Below are 15,499 nucleotides of genomic sequence, written 5' to 3'. Positions count from 1 at the left end.
CCCGATGGCAGTGTGTCAGTTGATGCAGCTGTGACTGACCCACTGCCATCGGGAGCAAGCCCCCTCCCACATTTGGACGGAGTTCGGCTTAAGAACCCGGTCGGCTCTAAGGCCGCCGCGCTGTTGCTTTTGATCTGGAATCGCCCCGTCAACCACGCTGGGCCAGCATTCCGGCCTTTTCCAAAAGTGACCCGCTGTAAGAGCGGAACCATAGGCGGCCGTTACCGCAGCAACGGATATGCCCCCCAACCCACGCACTCAATCAAACACCACGCGCCCGCATGAAATCCCCCCACCTGCGCACCAGGTAGTTGTGCTCATCCATCACCGAGTTCCACACCGCAATATGCCCCATCCGCTGCTCATACGAACCACCATCACGCACTTCGCCAATATCAATCAGCGGTAGCCCGTCACTCCCCAACAATTCCTCCAGCGCAGGCTTGCCGGCGTACCAGTAATCCCACTCGGCGCTGCTCAGGTGATCGCGGCTGCGCGCCGGGTTGCCGATGTAGTAACCCTGGCGGGCCATGACCGCGCCGGGCCAGCCGGACAACCACCAATTGAGGTAGGCATAGGCCGCATCCAGCACCGGGCCTTGGGCATGGCGCGACAGTGACAAACCGCCAAACCAGGCGCGATAGCCTTCGCGGGGTACGGCCAGGCGGTACTTCACTCCGGCGCGGTGAAGGCGCATCAGCGTCGGCGACCACAGGCTCTGGATATCGATGCTGGGGCTGAGCATCAGTTGCGCAGCCTCTTCATCGTCGGACCAGAACGCGGCGAAATGCCCTTCTTTCTGTTTGCGCACCAGAATGTCAGCAAGCACGTCGATCTCTTCGATGCTCATGTTGCCGATGTCGTTAAAGCGGGCAAGCCCCGCGCCCTGCACCGCCAGTGCGGCGTCCAGGGCGCCGATGGCGGCGTCACTTTGCAGCGCTGTGCGCGCGCGCCAGGCCGGGTCCAGCAGCCAGCCCCAGCTTTCGTTGCCGTGGCAAAAACCTTCGGGCAGGCGCTCGGGGCGGTAGGCGAAACTGTCGGCGTTGTGGGTCAGGGGCAGCATGCTGATGCGGTCGGTGACGGTGCTGCCGAGGCTGCCGTCGTGCTGCACAAATAAACGCTCACTGGGCACGCTGCCGCTACCCAGGCGGTCGCTGGGCGACAAACGCCCGCGTTTGGGCAGGTCGTTGATCTCATGCCACAGCGCGATGCGCCGTGTGTCGATGGGCTGGATCGCCCGGGCCGGCCACACGAAGTCGACGTTATGAAACCACTGGTCGTACAGGTCGTAGCTGTCGGGCTGCATCACCGCAATGCGTTGGGCCTGTTCAACGTCGTGCACCTGGTACACCAGGCGAATGCCCAGCTCCTGTTCGGCACGTACGCGCAGGGTTTCGAGCAAGGTCACGGAGGTGCCGAGGACGCGTAAAGTGATCATCCGGCGAACCGCCGCGAGAACACATCAAAAGAACGCCGCAACAGCGCAGGGTCAAGACCACGCAGGATAAACACCAGGCGCGATTGCCGGTCTGTGCCCGGCCACGCAGGCAGATGGACCGGGGCATGCAGGCAGTGCTGCACGCCATGAATGACGATGGGGGCGTTGCTGGCGTTCACGTTGAGCAGTCCTTTGACGCGAAGGATTCGTTCGCCGTGGCATCTTAACAGCATCGACAACCACACCCCGAAGCCGACCCAGTCCAGCGGCTGGTCGAAGGTCAGGCTGCACACTTGCGCCGCGCCATGGGTGGCGGTGGTGGTTTGATGCAGTTGCCAGCGGCTGACTTCCATCGCCGGCTCGGCGCTGCGCAAGCCCTCGCCCAGCAGCAATTGATCGCCGCTGTGAATGTCATGGGTATTGAGGATCGGCGTGCCGGTATTGAGTGCCCGCAGATGCGCGCGCAGGGGCTCGCACTCGCCCGCCAAGTCCGTCTTGCTCAGCAGCAAACGGTCCGCAGCCGCCACCTGGGCCAGCCATTCCGGGTGCAGGCGCTCTTGCAGGGCGGCGTGGCTGGCATCGACCAGCGTGATCACCAGACCGATATGAAAACGTCCACGCAATTGCACATCGTTGTTCAGGGTGGCGAGGATCGGTGCCGGGTCGGCCAGGCCGGTGGTTTCCAGGATCACGCGTTTGAACGCGGGTATTTCGCCACGCTCGCGGCGCTGCAACAGGCCGAGCAACGCGTCCTTGAGTTCGCCACGGATCGAGCAGCAGATGCAGCCGCTGGGCAGCAGCACGGTGTCTGGCGCGACTTCTTCCACCAACAGATGATCAATGCCGACGTCGCCGAATTCGTTGATCAGCAACGCGGTATCGCCGAGGCTTTCGCCTTGCAGCAGGCGTTTGAGCAAGGTGGTCTTGCCGCTGCCGAGGAAGCCGGTAATGACATTCAGCGCGATGCTCATGGGGTTGACTCCAAGTGATCCAACAGCCGTGGATCGAGAGGATCCAGCGGGCGGCCGAGCATGGTTTCGGCCGCCTGCCAGAGTTGATCCAGGCCGCTCGCCAGTTCCTGTTTACCGGTGGCGCCCAACAGCAGATAGGAGGCGCCCTGGAAATCTTCGACCTTGAGCCGGAACACCGCCAACACCTGGTTGATCGCAGCGATACGGCGCAGGCGCTCGCGGCGCCGGGGCAATTCGTCGCCCAGGGGATCACTCCAGTGCAGGTCTTCGCCGAGCAATCCGCAGAGTCCGCACATGGCTACACCTCACTCATGGCATGACATCGCCGGAGTTCGGGCCCAGGGTCTGGCCGACGAACAGATTGCCGCCCGGCTCGCTGGCGAGCAGCACGGCGGTAGGCGCGACTTCGTCCGCCAGGCCAAAGCGGCCCAAGGGCAGTTCGGCGGCCTTGGCGCGTTTCCAGTCGTCGCTGATGCCACCGACCAAAGGGGTTTCGATCGGGCCAGGGGCGATAGCGTTGACCAGCACGTTGTCCTTGGCCACTTCCAGCGCCAGGGACTTGGTAAACCCAATCACACCCGCTTTGGCCGCCGCGTAGTGAGTCAGTTCGGCGCCGCCCTTGATGCCCAGTTGCGAGGCCACATTAATGATCCGCCCCCAGCGCTGCGCGACCATGTGGGGCAACGCGCGCTGGCTGGCGACGAACACGCTGGTGAGGTCAACGCGCAGCATGTCGTTCCACATCTCGATGGACAGGTCGACGCACCGCGCCTGGGTAAGCATGCCAGCGTTGTTGACCAGAATATCGATGCCGCCGAAATGTTCGACGCAGCGGTCGACACTGGCTTGGGCGCCTTCGACGGTGCCCACATCGGCCACGCACTCGACCACTTCGGCGCCGAGGTTGCGGCAGGTGATTGCGGTTTCAGCGAGGCTGGCGGCGTGGCGGTCGGCCAATAGCAGACGCGCGCCTTCAACGGCGTAGGCGCGGGCGATGGCGGCACCGATGCCGCTGCCGGCGCCGGTGATCACGGCGCGGCGGTTGGTCAGTTGGTTCATGCAAAAACTCCTGAAAAATTCCACTTCCAATGTGGGAGGGGGCTTGCCCCCGATGGCAGTGGGTCAGTCACAGATGGGCTAACTGAAACACCGCCATCGGGGGCAAGTCGAATCGTCGCACCGCCCCTCCCACATTTGGATCAAGTACATCAGTCAGTCAGGCCAGCGCACGGTCAGGCCGCCGTCGATGACGATGCTCTGCCCGGTTAAATAACTCGACGCATCACTGGTCAAGAACTGCACCAGCGACGCCACTTCATCCGCGCGCCCTACCCGCCCCAGCGGAATCGCCCGCGCGGCTTTCGCCAAACCTTCCGGCCCCAGCGAATTCTTCGCATCCAAGGACTGCGGCGTCTCGATCAAGCCTGGGATCACCGCATTGCAGCGAATCCCCAAACCGGCCAATTCCACCGCCAGCGACCGGCACAAGCCCGGCACACCGGCCTTGGCGGCGGCATAGTGCGAGTGCTCCTGCCAGCCATACACGCCGCCGGCAATCGAGGAAATCGCCACCAGCGCGCCGCCTTCCTTCATGTGCCGCGTCGCCGCACGGAAGGTGCGCATCACCCCCGTCAGGTCGACGTTGAGCATCTCGTCCCAGAGTGCATCGGTCATTTCCAGCAGTGGCGCGCGACGCAGCAAGCCGGCGTTGGCTACCGCGTAATCCAATCGGCCGAAGTGCTGCACGGCCTGTGCGGCCAGGGCGTCGACCGAGGCAGTATCACCGACATCCAGCGGCAACATCAGGCATTCGCCACCGGCCTCTTCCACCAGGGAAACGGTGGTCTGTGGATCATGGGGATCGGCCGGGTAGTACCCGCCCACCACCGCCACGCCGTTGCGCGCATACGCCACGGCGAGGGCTTGGCCGATGCCACTGGCGGCACCGGTAATCAAGGCAACTTTACGACTCATCAATCACTCCTTACTGAACGGTTTCCGGACGCACATGGCGCGCGGCAAACATCAGGACACCGGACAAAAAGCACGGCAAGGCGCCGAACCACAGCGCGGCGGTCTGCCAGTCGCTGCCGGCGGACAACACCTGGGTTGCACCGAAACCGGCGACTACTGCGCCAATCGGCCCCATGGCGTGGATGATCGCGCCACCGGTGGCGCGGATGCTGGTAGGGAAACTTTCGCTGATGAAGAACAAAGCCGCCGAGTACGGCCCGATCAGGAAGAACAGGCCCAGGCTATACAGCCCGACCACCATGGCCATGTTGCTTGGGCCAAACAGCATACCGGCGAACGACAGGCCGCCCAGCATCCAGCCCAGGCCGATCACGTTGCGACGGCCGATCTTGTCACCCATCCAGCCGTGGCTGAGGTAACCGCAGTAACCCACCAGGTTCGACAGCACCAGGATGATCAGCGAGTTCTCGAACGAGATGTGGTGCACGCTGACGATCACGGAAGTGCCCAACACGCTGAATACCTGGATCGCCGCCCAGTTGAGCAACAACGCAGCGCCGATCACCAGGGTGGCGCGGCGGGCCGGGCCACGGAACGCAGCTTTCAGGCCGGCCTTGCTGTGTTCGTCGTAATCCACGCCGTAGGTTGCCGCCACGTTCTGTGCTTCTGTCACCGCGCCGTTTTTGCGCAGTTGGCTGATGCGTTCATGGATCTGGAACTGCGGGCTCTCCTTGAGCTTGCGCGCCATGATCGCAATCACCACCGCCGGGATCGCGGCGAAGATAAAGCAGCCCTGCCAGCCGATGATCGGCAGCAACAGTGCAGTCAAGCCAGCGGCGATCAATGCACCGACCGGCCAGCCGCCCTGCACCAGGCTGTAGATGAAACCGCGACGTTTGGTCAGTCGCGGGTCTTCCGAGGCGCCGTACAGCTCACTCAGGTACGTGGCGTTGACGGTTTCCTCGGCATAGCCCAGGCCGCCCAACGAACGGATCAGAATCAGCGGTGACTTACCCCACGCCCCACCAATCGCGGTCAGCGCCGAGCACAGCGCGGAACCGGCCACGGTGAAGATAATGCCCTTGCGACGGCCCAACTTATCGACCACAGGGCCGATGGCAAAGGCGACTACTGCCGTGCCCACCGCCACCCACGTCGCGATTTCAGCTTGCTCCACTTCACCCCAGCCAAAGTGCCGGCCGATCTCCGGCAGCAAGGTGCCGAACAGGATGAAGTCATACACCGCAAACACCCAGGCGAAAAACGCAATCCAGGTCGCAAACCGCACTTCCTTGGAGGTGAGTTGCCGGGGTTTCCAGCCAGTCAGGTCAAGCTTGTTGTAGATGGACATGAGTCGCGCCTCGGAGGTGGGGGGCTGTTTTTCTAAGGGTCAGGTACGGGGTTGGCGGCGGATAAAGTCATCGGCGATTTCGTCGAAGGTGACGAAGCGCACGCCGGCATGGCTCTGGATGTGTTCGATCAGGCGCTCAAGCATCAACAGCACTTGCGGGCGGCCGGACACGTCGGGGTGGATGGTCATGGTGAACACCGCGTGTTCGTGTTCGCGATAGACCCAGTCGAACTGGTCGCGCCACATTTCTTCGAGGTGACGCGGGTTGACGAAACCGTGGCTGTTGGGGGCTTTCTTGATGAACATCATCGGCGGCAGGTCGTCCAGGTACCAGTTGGCCGGGATCTCCACCAGGTCGGTTTCTTCGCCGCGCACCAAGGGTTTCATCCAGGTGTCGGGGTGCTGGCTGTAGTCGATCTTGGTCCAGGTGTCGCCCTTGCGGACGTAGTACGGATGGAAGTCGTTGTGCATCAGACTGTGGTCGTACTTGATGCCCTTTTTCAGCAGCAGTTCGTTGGTGACCTTGCTGAATTCCCACCAAGGCGCGACGTAGCCGGTGGGACGTTTGCCAGTCACCTGAGTGATCAACTCGATGGATTTATCGAGGACGATTTCTTCCTGCTCGGCGGTCATCGCAATCGGGTTTTCGTGGCTGTAGCCATGCACGCCGATTTCGTGACCGGCGTCGGCCACGGCCTTCATCTGCTCAGGGAAGGTTTCCATCGAGTGGCCAGGGATAAACCAGGTGGTGCGCAGGCCGTAACGTTCAAACAATTTGAGCAGGCGCGGCGCGCCGATTTCACCGGCGAACAGGCCACGGGAAATATCGTCGGGCGAGTCTTCGCCGCCGTAGGAACCGAGCCAGCCGGCGACGGCGTCCACGTCGACGCCAAATGCACAGAGGATGTCTTTAGCCATGGTGTGTCTCCTTAAACGTTAATTACGGTTTCGACGGACAACGCTGCGCGCAGCAGGCGTGCGTCTTCTCCTGTCGGGGCGCTGAGCAGCAGCCCGGTGGGCAGGCCCTGGGCATCGCGGCCGCTGGGCAAGGTCACGCCTGGCATGTCCAGCAAACTGCCGGGCATGGTCAGGCGCAGGGTGGCGAGGTTGGTGTTCACGAAGAGGTCGTCGTCGTTTTCCAGGGGCGCCAAAGCGGGCGCGACGTGGGCGACGGTGGGGGTGATCAGGATCGCGCCGTCAAGGTCGTCGAGCAGTTGCTGTTGCAGACGACGGCGCGCATCGGTCAGGTGGATAAGTTGGCTGGCCGGCAGCGCGCGGGCGGCTTCGAGGCGGCGGCGCACGCGGGGGTCGAGTTGCTCGGCATCGGCGCTGTCAAGCAGGGTTTGGTGCAGGGCGAACGCTTCGAAGGCACCGAGCCAGCCGTGGTGTTTGATCAGGTCCAGAGTGGCCTGGAAGGTCGGGCATTCACGTTCTTCGATCAGCGCGCCTTGGGCCTTGAGTTGCACCACGGCACTCAGCAGATTGTTGCGCACAGCGGGCTCGACGTCCTGCTGCGCCAGTACAAAGCGCTGGCCTTTGAGGCTGCGGGCGCTGTGGGTCTGTGTGCGGCCATGGAGCAGGTCATCGATGGCCAGCGCATCACGCACGCTGCGGGTCAGCGGGCCGAGGCTGTCTAAGGAACGAGCCAGGGGAAATACGCCGTCACGGCTGTAACGTCGGCTGCTGCTGCGGTAACCCACCACACCATTGAGCGCCGCCGGGATGCGAATGGAGCCTGCGGTGTCGGTGCCCATGGCAATCGGCACAATGCCGGCGGCCACGGCCACGGCCGAACCCGAGGACGAGCCGCCGGGAATGCGCGGTTGGTCCGTGCCATGGGGGTTGTGCGGAGTGCCGAAATGCGGGTTGAGGCCCAACCCTGAATAAGCGAGTTCGCTGAGGTTGGTTTTGCCGATGCTGACCATCCCGGCGCGGCAAAGCAGGCCCACGCTCGGTGCGTCGAGCAAGGCCGCAGGCGCGTTGCGCCGGTAAGCAGCGCCGGCTGTGGTGACGCTGCCAGCCACGTCGAACAGGTCTTTCCAGGCCACGGGCACACCATCGAACCCGCTCAAGGGTTGGCCAGCTCGCCAACGGGCCGCGGACGCTTCGGCTTCACGGCGGGCGCGCTCGGCGGTCAGGGAAATGAAAACGCTGGCCGAGCGGCTCGCTTGATCGAGTGCCTGTTCGAGGGCTTGCACCGGGTCGCTGCGACCGCTGGCGAAATCCTCGGCCATTGATGTGGCGTCTGACATCAGGAGAACCTCATAAAACGTACATATTCATAAAATGTACATTTTACAAAGGCAGCTTTCGTGCCAGTCTCTACGTAGCGCTGTTTACGCGGTTACGGTTTTTCGCCCATAGCAGCGGGATAGATGGTTTTGATCGATGGAAAAATGTCTTGCATCACAACTGGATCCACCTCCAATGAAATAATGTATCTTTTACTAATAAGTACATTTTGGTGCAGAAAAGTAACAGTCACACCTTTCAGGCCCCAAAAAAGTGCCACCGACGTAGCACAGAGTGACAGGCGCAACTTATGAGAGAATCCCCGGCCACCGTCCTACAAGCCCCAGAGAAAGTGATGAAAGCAGTGTCCGCCTCGGCCTCCCGTTACGCGATGATTCACCAGGTGTTGCGCGACGCGATCGTCAATGGCACCGCCCGTCATGGCTTGGTTTTACTGGAAGCGCCCTTGGCCGAACTGTTCGGCACCAGCCGCGTGCCGGTGCGCAAGGCGCTGGACCTGCTGCATGCTGAAGGCTTGATCTGCCGCTTCAACGGCCGGGGTTACCTGATCAACCCCGAAGGCCTGGTCATGGAGCCGCTGCGCCTGCCCCTGAGCCATGCGCACCTGGGTCTCAACGGCGAGGCTGAGCTGGTGGACACCCGGCCGCTGGGCGAGCGGATCGTCGAGGAGATCGGTGCGGCACTGTCCACCTGCATTGCCTTCGGCCATTACCGCTTGGATGAACAAGCCGCCGCCGACCACTACGGCGTCAGCCGAGCGGTGGTGCGTGAAGCGCTGATGCGCCTGCGTGACCGTGGCCTAGTGGAAAAAGAGCCCTACTCCCAATGGTTGGCCGGGCCGTTGACCGCGCGGGAAGTCACCGAGGATTACGAACTACGTGCCTGCCTGGAGCCCGAGGCGCTGCGCCAGAGCGCACCGAACCTGGACCGCGAGGTCCTTGAAGCCATGCTGCAGCGGGTACTGGATGCCCAGAACAGCGCCGAGTGCAGCCTGGAAGCCATCGAGCAGATCGAAGAAGACTTGCACCAGCGCTGCCTGGCCGGGATGCAGAACCGCAAGATTGCCGCGCTGATTCGCCAGGGCCAAAGCCCGATGATCATCAGCCGAATTTTTTACCGATTGCTGGGGATCGGCGCGGATCCAGCCATGCTCGCCGAACATCGCTTGATTCTGGAGTTGCTGCTGCATGGCGCGTTTGACGCGGCGGCGTTGAATCTGCGCGAGCATTTGCAACGGGCACGGCAGCGGATGTTGCAGCGTTTGAAAGTGCTATCGGTGCTGCCAGAACAGCCACTCCCCGCCTACCTCAACAAAATAAGCTGACGCAACACGGAGCCAATGTAGGCAGGGCGGTGCGACGATTGACTTGCCCTCTCCCACATTGACCAATGTCGCCGCAGGAATTTCATGCAATATGTTGCTATCTCACGCCCCCCATTGAAACCACTGCTGCCTCGCCCCATCTAACCTCCATACTTCCTTATGCAGGTGCCCCATGAGCGACCAGCAAGAATTCCCTGATTACGACCTCAACGACTACGCAGACCCCGAAAACGCTAAAACCTCCTCGTCCAATACCGGCCTGGCTCTTCCAGGGCAAAACCTGCCGGACAAGGTCTACATCATCCCGATCCACAACCGGCCTTTCTTCCCGGCGCAAGTGCTGCCGGTGATTGTCAACGAAGAACCGTGGGCTGAGACCCTTGAGCTGGTGAGCAAATCCGACCACCACTCACTCGCTCTGTTCTTCATGGACACGCCGCCGGAAGATCCACGCCACTTCGACACCTCCGCCCTGCCGCTGTACGGCACCCTGGTGAAGGTGCATCACGCCAGCCGCGAGAACGGCAAGCTGCAATTCGTGGCCCAGGGCCTGACCCGCGTGCGCATCAAGACCTGGCTCAAGCACCATCGTCCACCGTATCTGGTGGAAGTCGAATACCCACACCAGCCCACCGAGCCGACCGACGAGGTCAAGGCGTACGGCATGGCGCTGATCAATGCGATCAAAGAGCTGCTGCCGCTTAACCCGCTGTACAGCGAAGAGCTGAAGAACTACCTCAACCGCTTCAGCCCCAACGACCCGTCGCCCCTCACCGATTTCGCCGCCGCGCTGACCTCCGCCACCGGTAACGAGCTGCAGGAAGTGCTGGACTGCGTCCCCATGCTCAAACGCATGGAAAAAGTGCTGCCGATGCTGCGCAAGGAAGTCGAAGTCGCGCGCCTGCAAAAGGAGCTCTCCGCCGAGGTGAACCGCAAGATCGGCGAACACCAACGCGAGTTCTTCCTTAAAGAACAGCTCAAGGTGATCCAGCAGGAGCTGGGCCTGACCAAGGACGACCGCAGCGCGGACGTGGAGCAATTCGAGCAACGCCTGGAAGACAAAGTGCTGCCAGCCCAGGCGAAAAAACGCATCGATGAAGAACTGAACAAACTGTCAATCCTGGAAACCGGCTCGCCGGAATATGCGGTCACCCGCAACTATCTGGATTGGGCAACCTCGGTGCCGTGGGGCGTGTACGGCGAGGACAAGCTCGACCTGAAACACGCGCGCAAGGTGCTGGATAAGCACCATGCCGGACTGGACGACATCAAGAGCCGTATCCTCGAATTCCTGGCGGTGGGCGCTTACAAAGGCGAAGTCGCCGGCTCCATCGTGCTGCTCGTCGGCCCGCCGGGCGTGGGCAAGACCAGCGTGGGTAAATCCATCGCCGAGTCCCTGGGCCGGCCGTTCTACCGATTCAGCGTCGGCGGCATGCGCGACGAGGCCGAGATCAAGGGCCATCGCCGTACCTACATCGGCGCTATGCCGGGCAAGCTGGTGCAGGCGCTCAAAGATGTTGAAGTGATGAACCCGGTGATCATGCTCGACGAGATCGACAAGATGGGCCAAAGCTTCCAGGGCGACCCGGCCTCGGCCCTGCTCGAAACCCTCGACCCGGAACAGAACGTCGAATTCCTCGACCACTATCTCGACCTGCGCCTGGACCTGTCCAAAGTGCTGTTCGTGTGCACCGCCAACACCCTTGACTCAATTCCCGGCCCGCTGTTGGACCGGATGGAAGTGATTCGCCTGTCGGGCTATATCACCGAAGAAAAAGTCGCCATCGCCAAGCGTCACCTGTGGCCAAAACAGTTGGAAAAAGCCGGCGTATCGAAAAACACCCTGACCATCAGCGACGGCGCCCTGCGCGCATTGATCGACGGTTATGCCCGTGAGGCAGGGGTGCGCCAGTTGGAGAAACAACTGGGCAAACTGGTACGCAAAGCCGTGGTCAAGTTGCTGGATGCGCCGAACTCGGTGATCAAAATCGGCAACAAGGACCTGGAAAGCTCCCTGGGCATGCCGGTGTTCCGCAATGAGCAAGTGCTGTCCGGTACCGGTGTGATCACCGGACTGGCCTGGACCAGCATGGGCGGCGCGACCCTGCCAATCGAGGCGACGCGCATCCACACACTGAACCGCGGCTTCAAGCTCACCGGGCAATTAGGCGAGGTGATGAAAGAGTCTGCCGAAATTGCCTACAGCTACATCAGCTCCAACCTGAAGTCGTTTGGCGGCGATCCGAAGTTCTTCGACGAAGCCTTCGTGCACTTGCACGTGCCGGAAGGTGCCACGCCGAAGGACGGCCCGAGCGCTGGCGTGACCATGGCCAGTGCGTTGTTGTCCCTGGCCCGTAACCAAGCGCCGAAAAAAGGCGTGGCCATGACCGGCGAACTGACGCTGACCGGGCATGTACTGCCGATCGGCGGCGTGCGCGAGAAGGTGATCGCAGCGCGACGTCAGAAGATTCACGAGCTGATATTGCCGGAACCCAATCGCGGCAGTTTTGAAGAGTTGCCGGAGTATCTTAAAGAGGGCATGACGGTGCACTTTGCCAAGCGGTTCGCGGATGTGGCTAAAGTGCTTTTCTAAGCGATAGAGAGCAACCGTGTACTCATAATGACCAGGTTCAAGCCTGGTCATTTTCATTTCAGATTTGCGGTAATCAATCCCTTCCTGAGTTATCGCCAACCCGTCTAAAAAACTGTCATTTCTCACAGGTCCCAGTTGTTCCGGCGCCCTCTACATTGAAGCGACTGCGCGTCCAATCATGCGCAGGTCCAATCAAGGAGAAACCAATGACAGCAACTCGCGAAGCACCAGCCGAGATCGAAAACATTACGGGTGAGTTCAAAGGATCCGTGTCCAAACGTGGGAATTTCCAAACCCAACAGCTGGAATATACAGCCGATGACAAATGGCTTGGCATAACCGCCATTGCTGAGCGATACAGCCGCCAAAGCGAGCGAAGAATCGAGCTGGTACTCCATCGTGATATTAAGCCCGGCACGTACCATTTTGAAGGCACCCCCTCACCACCCGTGGAGAGAGTGCGCTACTTTGAAATGTACCGCGTCCGCTTCGACCACTATCTGGGTGAGGCCACAACCCTAAAAGGAACGCTGGTTTTAGATATCTCGACAGACAATAAACACCATACGGCAAAGCTAGACTTGACCGTCAAGATCCGGAACGGAAACGAACTCAAGCTAAGCATCAAATATGACGTATGGCTGGCTACAACCTATATTTGAAACTTAGGCGGCACAGACGGTGCCGCCGTCACACCTTGTCTCATCTTCGGTTATGCTCGCCCTTCGTCGTGTATAAACGGAGTCTCCATGACTGCTGCCCGCCTGCTTCTCCCCCTGAGCCTTTGCCTGCTGACCGCGTGCGCCAGTGCGCCGAAGCAAAACGTCACCGTGGAAAACCAGAGCGCCTGCCCGCTCCAGCTTAAAACCGGGCAAAACCTGATCCTCACCCTGCCGAGCAACCCCACCACCGGCTACCGCTGGGCCATCCAGGATTCCGCCGGCGGCGTGCTGCGTGCGCTGAGCCCTGAGGTCTACAGCAGCACTGAGTCCGGCGTGATCGGGGGCGGTGGTCAATCCACCTGGCGCTTCCAGGCGTTTGCCGCCGGCCAGGGTCGTTTACGCCTGACGTCCCAGCAGCCGTGGGAGCCGGAAGCCGAACCCGTGGAGACCTTCGACTGCACCCTTACGGTGAACTGATATGCCATGGCTGATACTCGCGTTGATGGGCGCCGCCACTTTTATCTACGGTTTGAGCACTCACGCGATGTTGCTCTGCCTGCTGGTCAAACCGCTGCCGGTACTGGCGTTGTTGGGCTGGCTGCATGACGCACCGCCCACCGACTATCGACGCTGGATCAGCCTCGGGCTGATTTTCTCACTGGTGGGCGACGTGTTGCTCGCTTGGCCTGGCGACTTGTTTATCTTCGGCCTTGGCGCGTTTCTGTTTGCGCACCTGGCATACCTCAAGGCCTATTTCAGCGATTGCCGTCGTTTGGCGGTATTACCGTTGGTATTGGCGCTTGGTGTAGGCGTCGTCCTGCTGAGCATCCTGATTTCCCATGGCCTTGGCGACTTGTTGATTCCCGTCGTGGTTTACGCCTTGGTGATCAGCGCAATGCTCTGGCGCGCGCTCGCGCGGCTGGGCAGTGACGTGCCAAAACGCTCGGCCTTACTGGCTGCGGCGGGCGCGGTGTCGTTTGTGTTTTCAGACGCCCTGATCGGCATCAATCGGTTCGTGGTGGCGTTCGACGCCGCGCCGTATTTGCTGATCACCACGTATTGGCTTGGCCAGTGGGGCATCACCGCCTCTGCTTTCCATCAGACAACCCGCGCACGCGAGGGCCAACTTGGCTAAAATGCCGGCCTTTCCCCCCTCGTCGCCGGAACAACCGTGAGCAAAGAACCCGATCGCCTTTTCGCCCAGCCCCTGCCCCAGGTGCCGGACTTCGCCTTTAACGAGGACGTGGTGCGGGTATTCCCGGACATGATCAAGCGCTCGGTGCCAGGCTACCCGACTATCGTCGAAAACCTCGGTGTGCTCGCGGCGCAGTTTGCCCAACCCAACAGCGTGCTCTACGACCTGGGTTCATCCCTTGGCGCTGTCACCCAAGCCCTGCGCCGACACGTGCGTACCGACGGCTGCCGAGTGATCGCGGTGGATAACTCCGCCGCCATGGTCGAGCGCTGCCGCGAATACCTCAACGGCCAGGACTCGATGTTCCAGGAGTTGCTGCCGGTCGAGGTGATCGAGGGCGATATACTCGCGCTGCAATTCCAGCCGGCCTCGGTGGTGGCGTTGAATTTCACCCTGCAATTCATCGCGCCCGACGAGCGCCTGAGCTTGCTGTCGCGTATTCGTCAGGCGCTGTTACCGGGCGGTGCGCTGATCCTTTCGGAAAAGCTGCGCTTCAATGACCTTGAAGAACACGCGCTGCTCACCGACCTGCATATCGCGTTCAAACGCGCCAACGGCTACAGCGAACTGGAAATTGCCCAGAAGCGCAGCGCCATCGAAAACGTCATGAAGCCCGACAGCCTCGAAGAACACCGCGAACGCCTGCTGGCGGCCGGGTTCTCGAAGGTAGTGCCGTGGTTCCAGTGTCTTAACTTTGCCTCGTTGATTGCCCTGCCATGATTGATTTGTCTCCCCTCGCCCGCCATCTGGTCGGCACTCCTCTGGCCGTATGGGCCCAAGGCCTGCAAGCGCAGCTCGACAGCAAAATGGAAAAAGGACATGGCGACCTGGGGCGCTGGCAGAGTGCATTGGATGCACTGCCGAAGATCATGCCCAGCGACGTCGACTTACTGAATGACCTGGTGCTGGACACCGACTGTGACGACGAAACCCGCGCACAGATGCGCACCGCATTGATGGGCCTGAGCCCATGGCGCAAGGGGCCGTTCCACCTGTTCGGCGTGCACGTAGACACCGAATGGCGCTCGGACTGGAAGTGGTCACGCGTCGCACCGCACCTGGACTTGAAAGGCAAGCGCATCCTCGATGTCGGCTGCGGCAACGGTTACTACATGTGGCGCATGCTCGGCGCCGGCGCCGACAGCGTGATAGGTGTCGACCCGAACTGGCTGTTCTTCTGTCAGTTCCAGGCGGTGCAGCGGTATCTGTCCGAACCGAAAGCCTGGCACCTGCCATTTCCGTTTGAAGACTTGCCGGCCAACCTCGAAGGCTTCGACACGGTGTTTTCCATGGGCGTGTTCTACCACCGTCGCTCGCCCATCGAGCATTTGCTGGCGCTGAAGGACACCTTGGTCAAGGGCGGCGAGCTGGTCCTGGAAACCCTGGTGGTGGAAGGCGACCAGCAACAGGTGCTGGTGCCGGAAGACCGTTATGCGCAGATGCGTAACGTGTGGTTCCTGCCGTCGGTGCCGGCGCTGATGCTGTGGCTGCGCCGCGCTGGTTTCAGCGATGTGCGTTGCGTGGATGTGAGCGTGACCACGGTGGAGGAACAGCGCGGGACGGAATGGATGAAGTATCAGTCCCTGAGTGACTTCCTCGATCCCGAGGATCACAGCAAGACGATTGAAGGGCTGCCGGCACCGATGCGGGCGGTCATCATCGCCAAGAAGTAACCGCTAATCTCCCTGAAAAAATGAGGATCAAAAATGTGGGAGGGGCAAGTCGAATCGTCGCACCG

At 61.3% G+C, this 15,499-nt stretch carries 15 protein-coding genes; 7 read left to right on the top strand and 8 right to left on the bottom strand.

The genetic code is table 11. From position 1 onward, the window contains the following. Positions 1-262 precede the first annotated feature (262 nt). From ACEN2T_RS28205 to ACEN2T_RS28170, 8 genes are all read right to left on the bottom strand, one after another. Complete coding sequence (locus ACEN2T_RS28205) at positions 263-1,438, bottom strand: ABC transporter substrate-binding protein (RefSeq protein ID WP_442117898.1); 1,176 nt, start codon at positions 1,436-1,438, stop codon at positions 263-265. Beyond that, on the bottom strand, positions 1,435-2,409 hold the full coding sequence (locus tag ACEN2T_RS28200; protein ID WP_032886474.1) for a CobW family GTP-binding protein: 975 nt from the start codon (positions 2,407-2,409) through the stop codon (positions 1,435-1,437). Before ACEN2T_RS28200 ends, ACEN2T_RS28205 begins: the two co-directional genes overlap by 4 nt. Continuing rightward, positions 2,406-2,705, bottom strand: coding sequence for a hypothetical protein (locus ACEN2T_RS28195; RefSeq protein WP_032886473.1), 300 nt, complete (start codon positions 2,703-2,705; stop codon positions 2,406-2,408). Before ACEN2T_RS28195 ends, ACEN2T_RS28200 begins: the two co-directional genes overlap by 4 nt. Positions 2,706-2,718: 13 nt before the next feature. After that, complete coding sequence (locus tag ACEN2T_RS28190; protein WP_032886471.1) at positions 2,719-3,468, bottom strand: SDR family NAD(P)-dependent oxidoreductase; 750 nt, start codon at positions 3,466-3,468, stop codon at positions 2,719-2,721. Between the two features lie 153 nt (positions 3,469-3,621). Then, on the bottom strand, positions 3,622-4,383 hold the full coding sequence (locus ACEN2T_RS28185) for an SDR family NAD(P)-dependent oxidoreductase (RefSeq protein WP_095183921.1): 762 nt from the start codon (positions 4,381-4,383) through the stop codon (positions 3,622-3,624). A gap of 10 nt (positions 4,384-4,393) precedes the next feature. Beyond that, on the bottom strand, positions 4,394-5,734 hold the full coding sequence (locus ACEN2T_RS28180) for an MFS transporter (RefSeq protein ID WP_032886468.1): 1,341 nt from the start codon (positions 5,732-5,734) through the stop codon (positions 4,394-4,396). A 39-nt stretch (positions 5,735-5,773) separates the two neighbouring features. After that, complete coding sequence (locus ACEN2T_RS28175) at positions 5,774-6,652, bottom strand: polysaccharide deacetylase family protein (protein ID WP_003210406.1); 879 nt, start codon at positions 6,650-6,652, stop codon at positions 5,774-5,776. Between the two features lie 11 nt (positions 6,653-6,663). Next, entirely contained in the window at positions 6,664-7,986 is a 1,323-nt protein-coding gene (locus ACEN2T_RS28170) for an amidase (protein ID WP_442117897.1), read from the bottom strand. A 335-nt stretch (positions 7,987-8,321) separates the two neighbouring features. Here ACEN2T_RS28170 and ACEN2T_RS28165 point away from each other — a divergent pair, with 335 nt between their 5' ends. The 7 genes from ACEN2T_RS28165 (at position 8,322) to cmoB (ending at position 15,434) form a co-directional block, all read left to right on the top strand. Beyond that, positions 8,322-9,311 (top strand): GntR family transcriptional regulator, encoded by a 990-nt coding sequence (locus ACEN2T_RS28165; protein WP_442117896.1) that lies wholly within the window; start codon positions 8,322-8,324, stop codon positions 9,309-9,311. A 172-nt stretch (positions 9,312-9,483) separates the two neighbouring features. Beyond that, entirely contained in the window at positions 9,484-11,904 is a 2,421-nt protein-coding gene (gene lon, locus ACEN2T_RS28160) for an endopeptidase La (protein WP_032886465.1), read from the top strand. Between the two features lie 206 nt (positions 11,905-12,110). Continuing rightward, complete coding sequence (locus tag ACEN2T_RS28155) at positions 12,111-12,566, top strand: hypothetical protein (protein WP_442117895.1); 456 nt, start codon at positions 12,111-12,113, stop codon at positions 12,564-12,566. A gap of 87 nt (positions 12,567-12,653) precedes the next feature. Continuing rightward, positions 12,654-13,043, top strand: coding sequence for a protease inhibitor I42 family protein (locus ACEN2T_RS28150; RefSeq protein ID WP_032886463.1), 390 nt, complete (start codon positions 12,654-12,656; stop codon positions 13,041-13,043). Between the two features lies 1 nt (position 13,044). Continuing rightward, positions 13,045-13,701 (top strand): lysoplasmalogenase, encoded by a 657-nt coding sequence (locus ACEN2T_RS28145; protein ID WP_442117894.1) that lies wholly within the window; start codon positions 13,045-13,047, stop codon positions 13,699-13,701. A gap of 36 nt (positions 13,702-13,737) precedes the next feature. After that, entirely contained in the window at positions 13,738-14,481 is a 744-nt protein-coding gene (gene cmoA / locus ACEN2T_RS28140; protein ID WP_032886460.1) for a carboxy-S-adenosyl-L-methionine synthase CmoA, read from the top strand. Further along, positions 14,478-15,434 (top strand): tRNA 5-methoxyuridine(34)/uridine 5-oxyacetic acid(34) synthase CmoB, encoded by a 957-nt coding sequence (cmoB, locus tag ACEN2T_RS28135; RefSeq protein ID WP_122764783.1) that lies wholly within the window; start codon positions 14,478-14,480, stop codon positions 15,432-15,434. The genes cmoA and cmoB overlap by 4 nt, the downstream gene beginning before the upstream one ends. The last annotated feature ends 65 nt before the right edge of the window (positions 15,435-15,499 follow it).

This window comes from Pseudomonas sp. W22_MBD1_FP4, from assembly GCF_052113765.1.
Classification (GTDB): domain Bacteria; phylum Pseudomonadota; class Gammaproteobacteria; order Pseudomonadales; family Pseudomonadaceae; genus Aquipseudomonas; species Aquipseudomonas sivasensis.
Note: the sequence above shows the minus strand (reverse complement) of the source record. Positions and strands in the feature narration are given on the sequence as shown.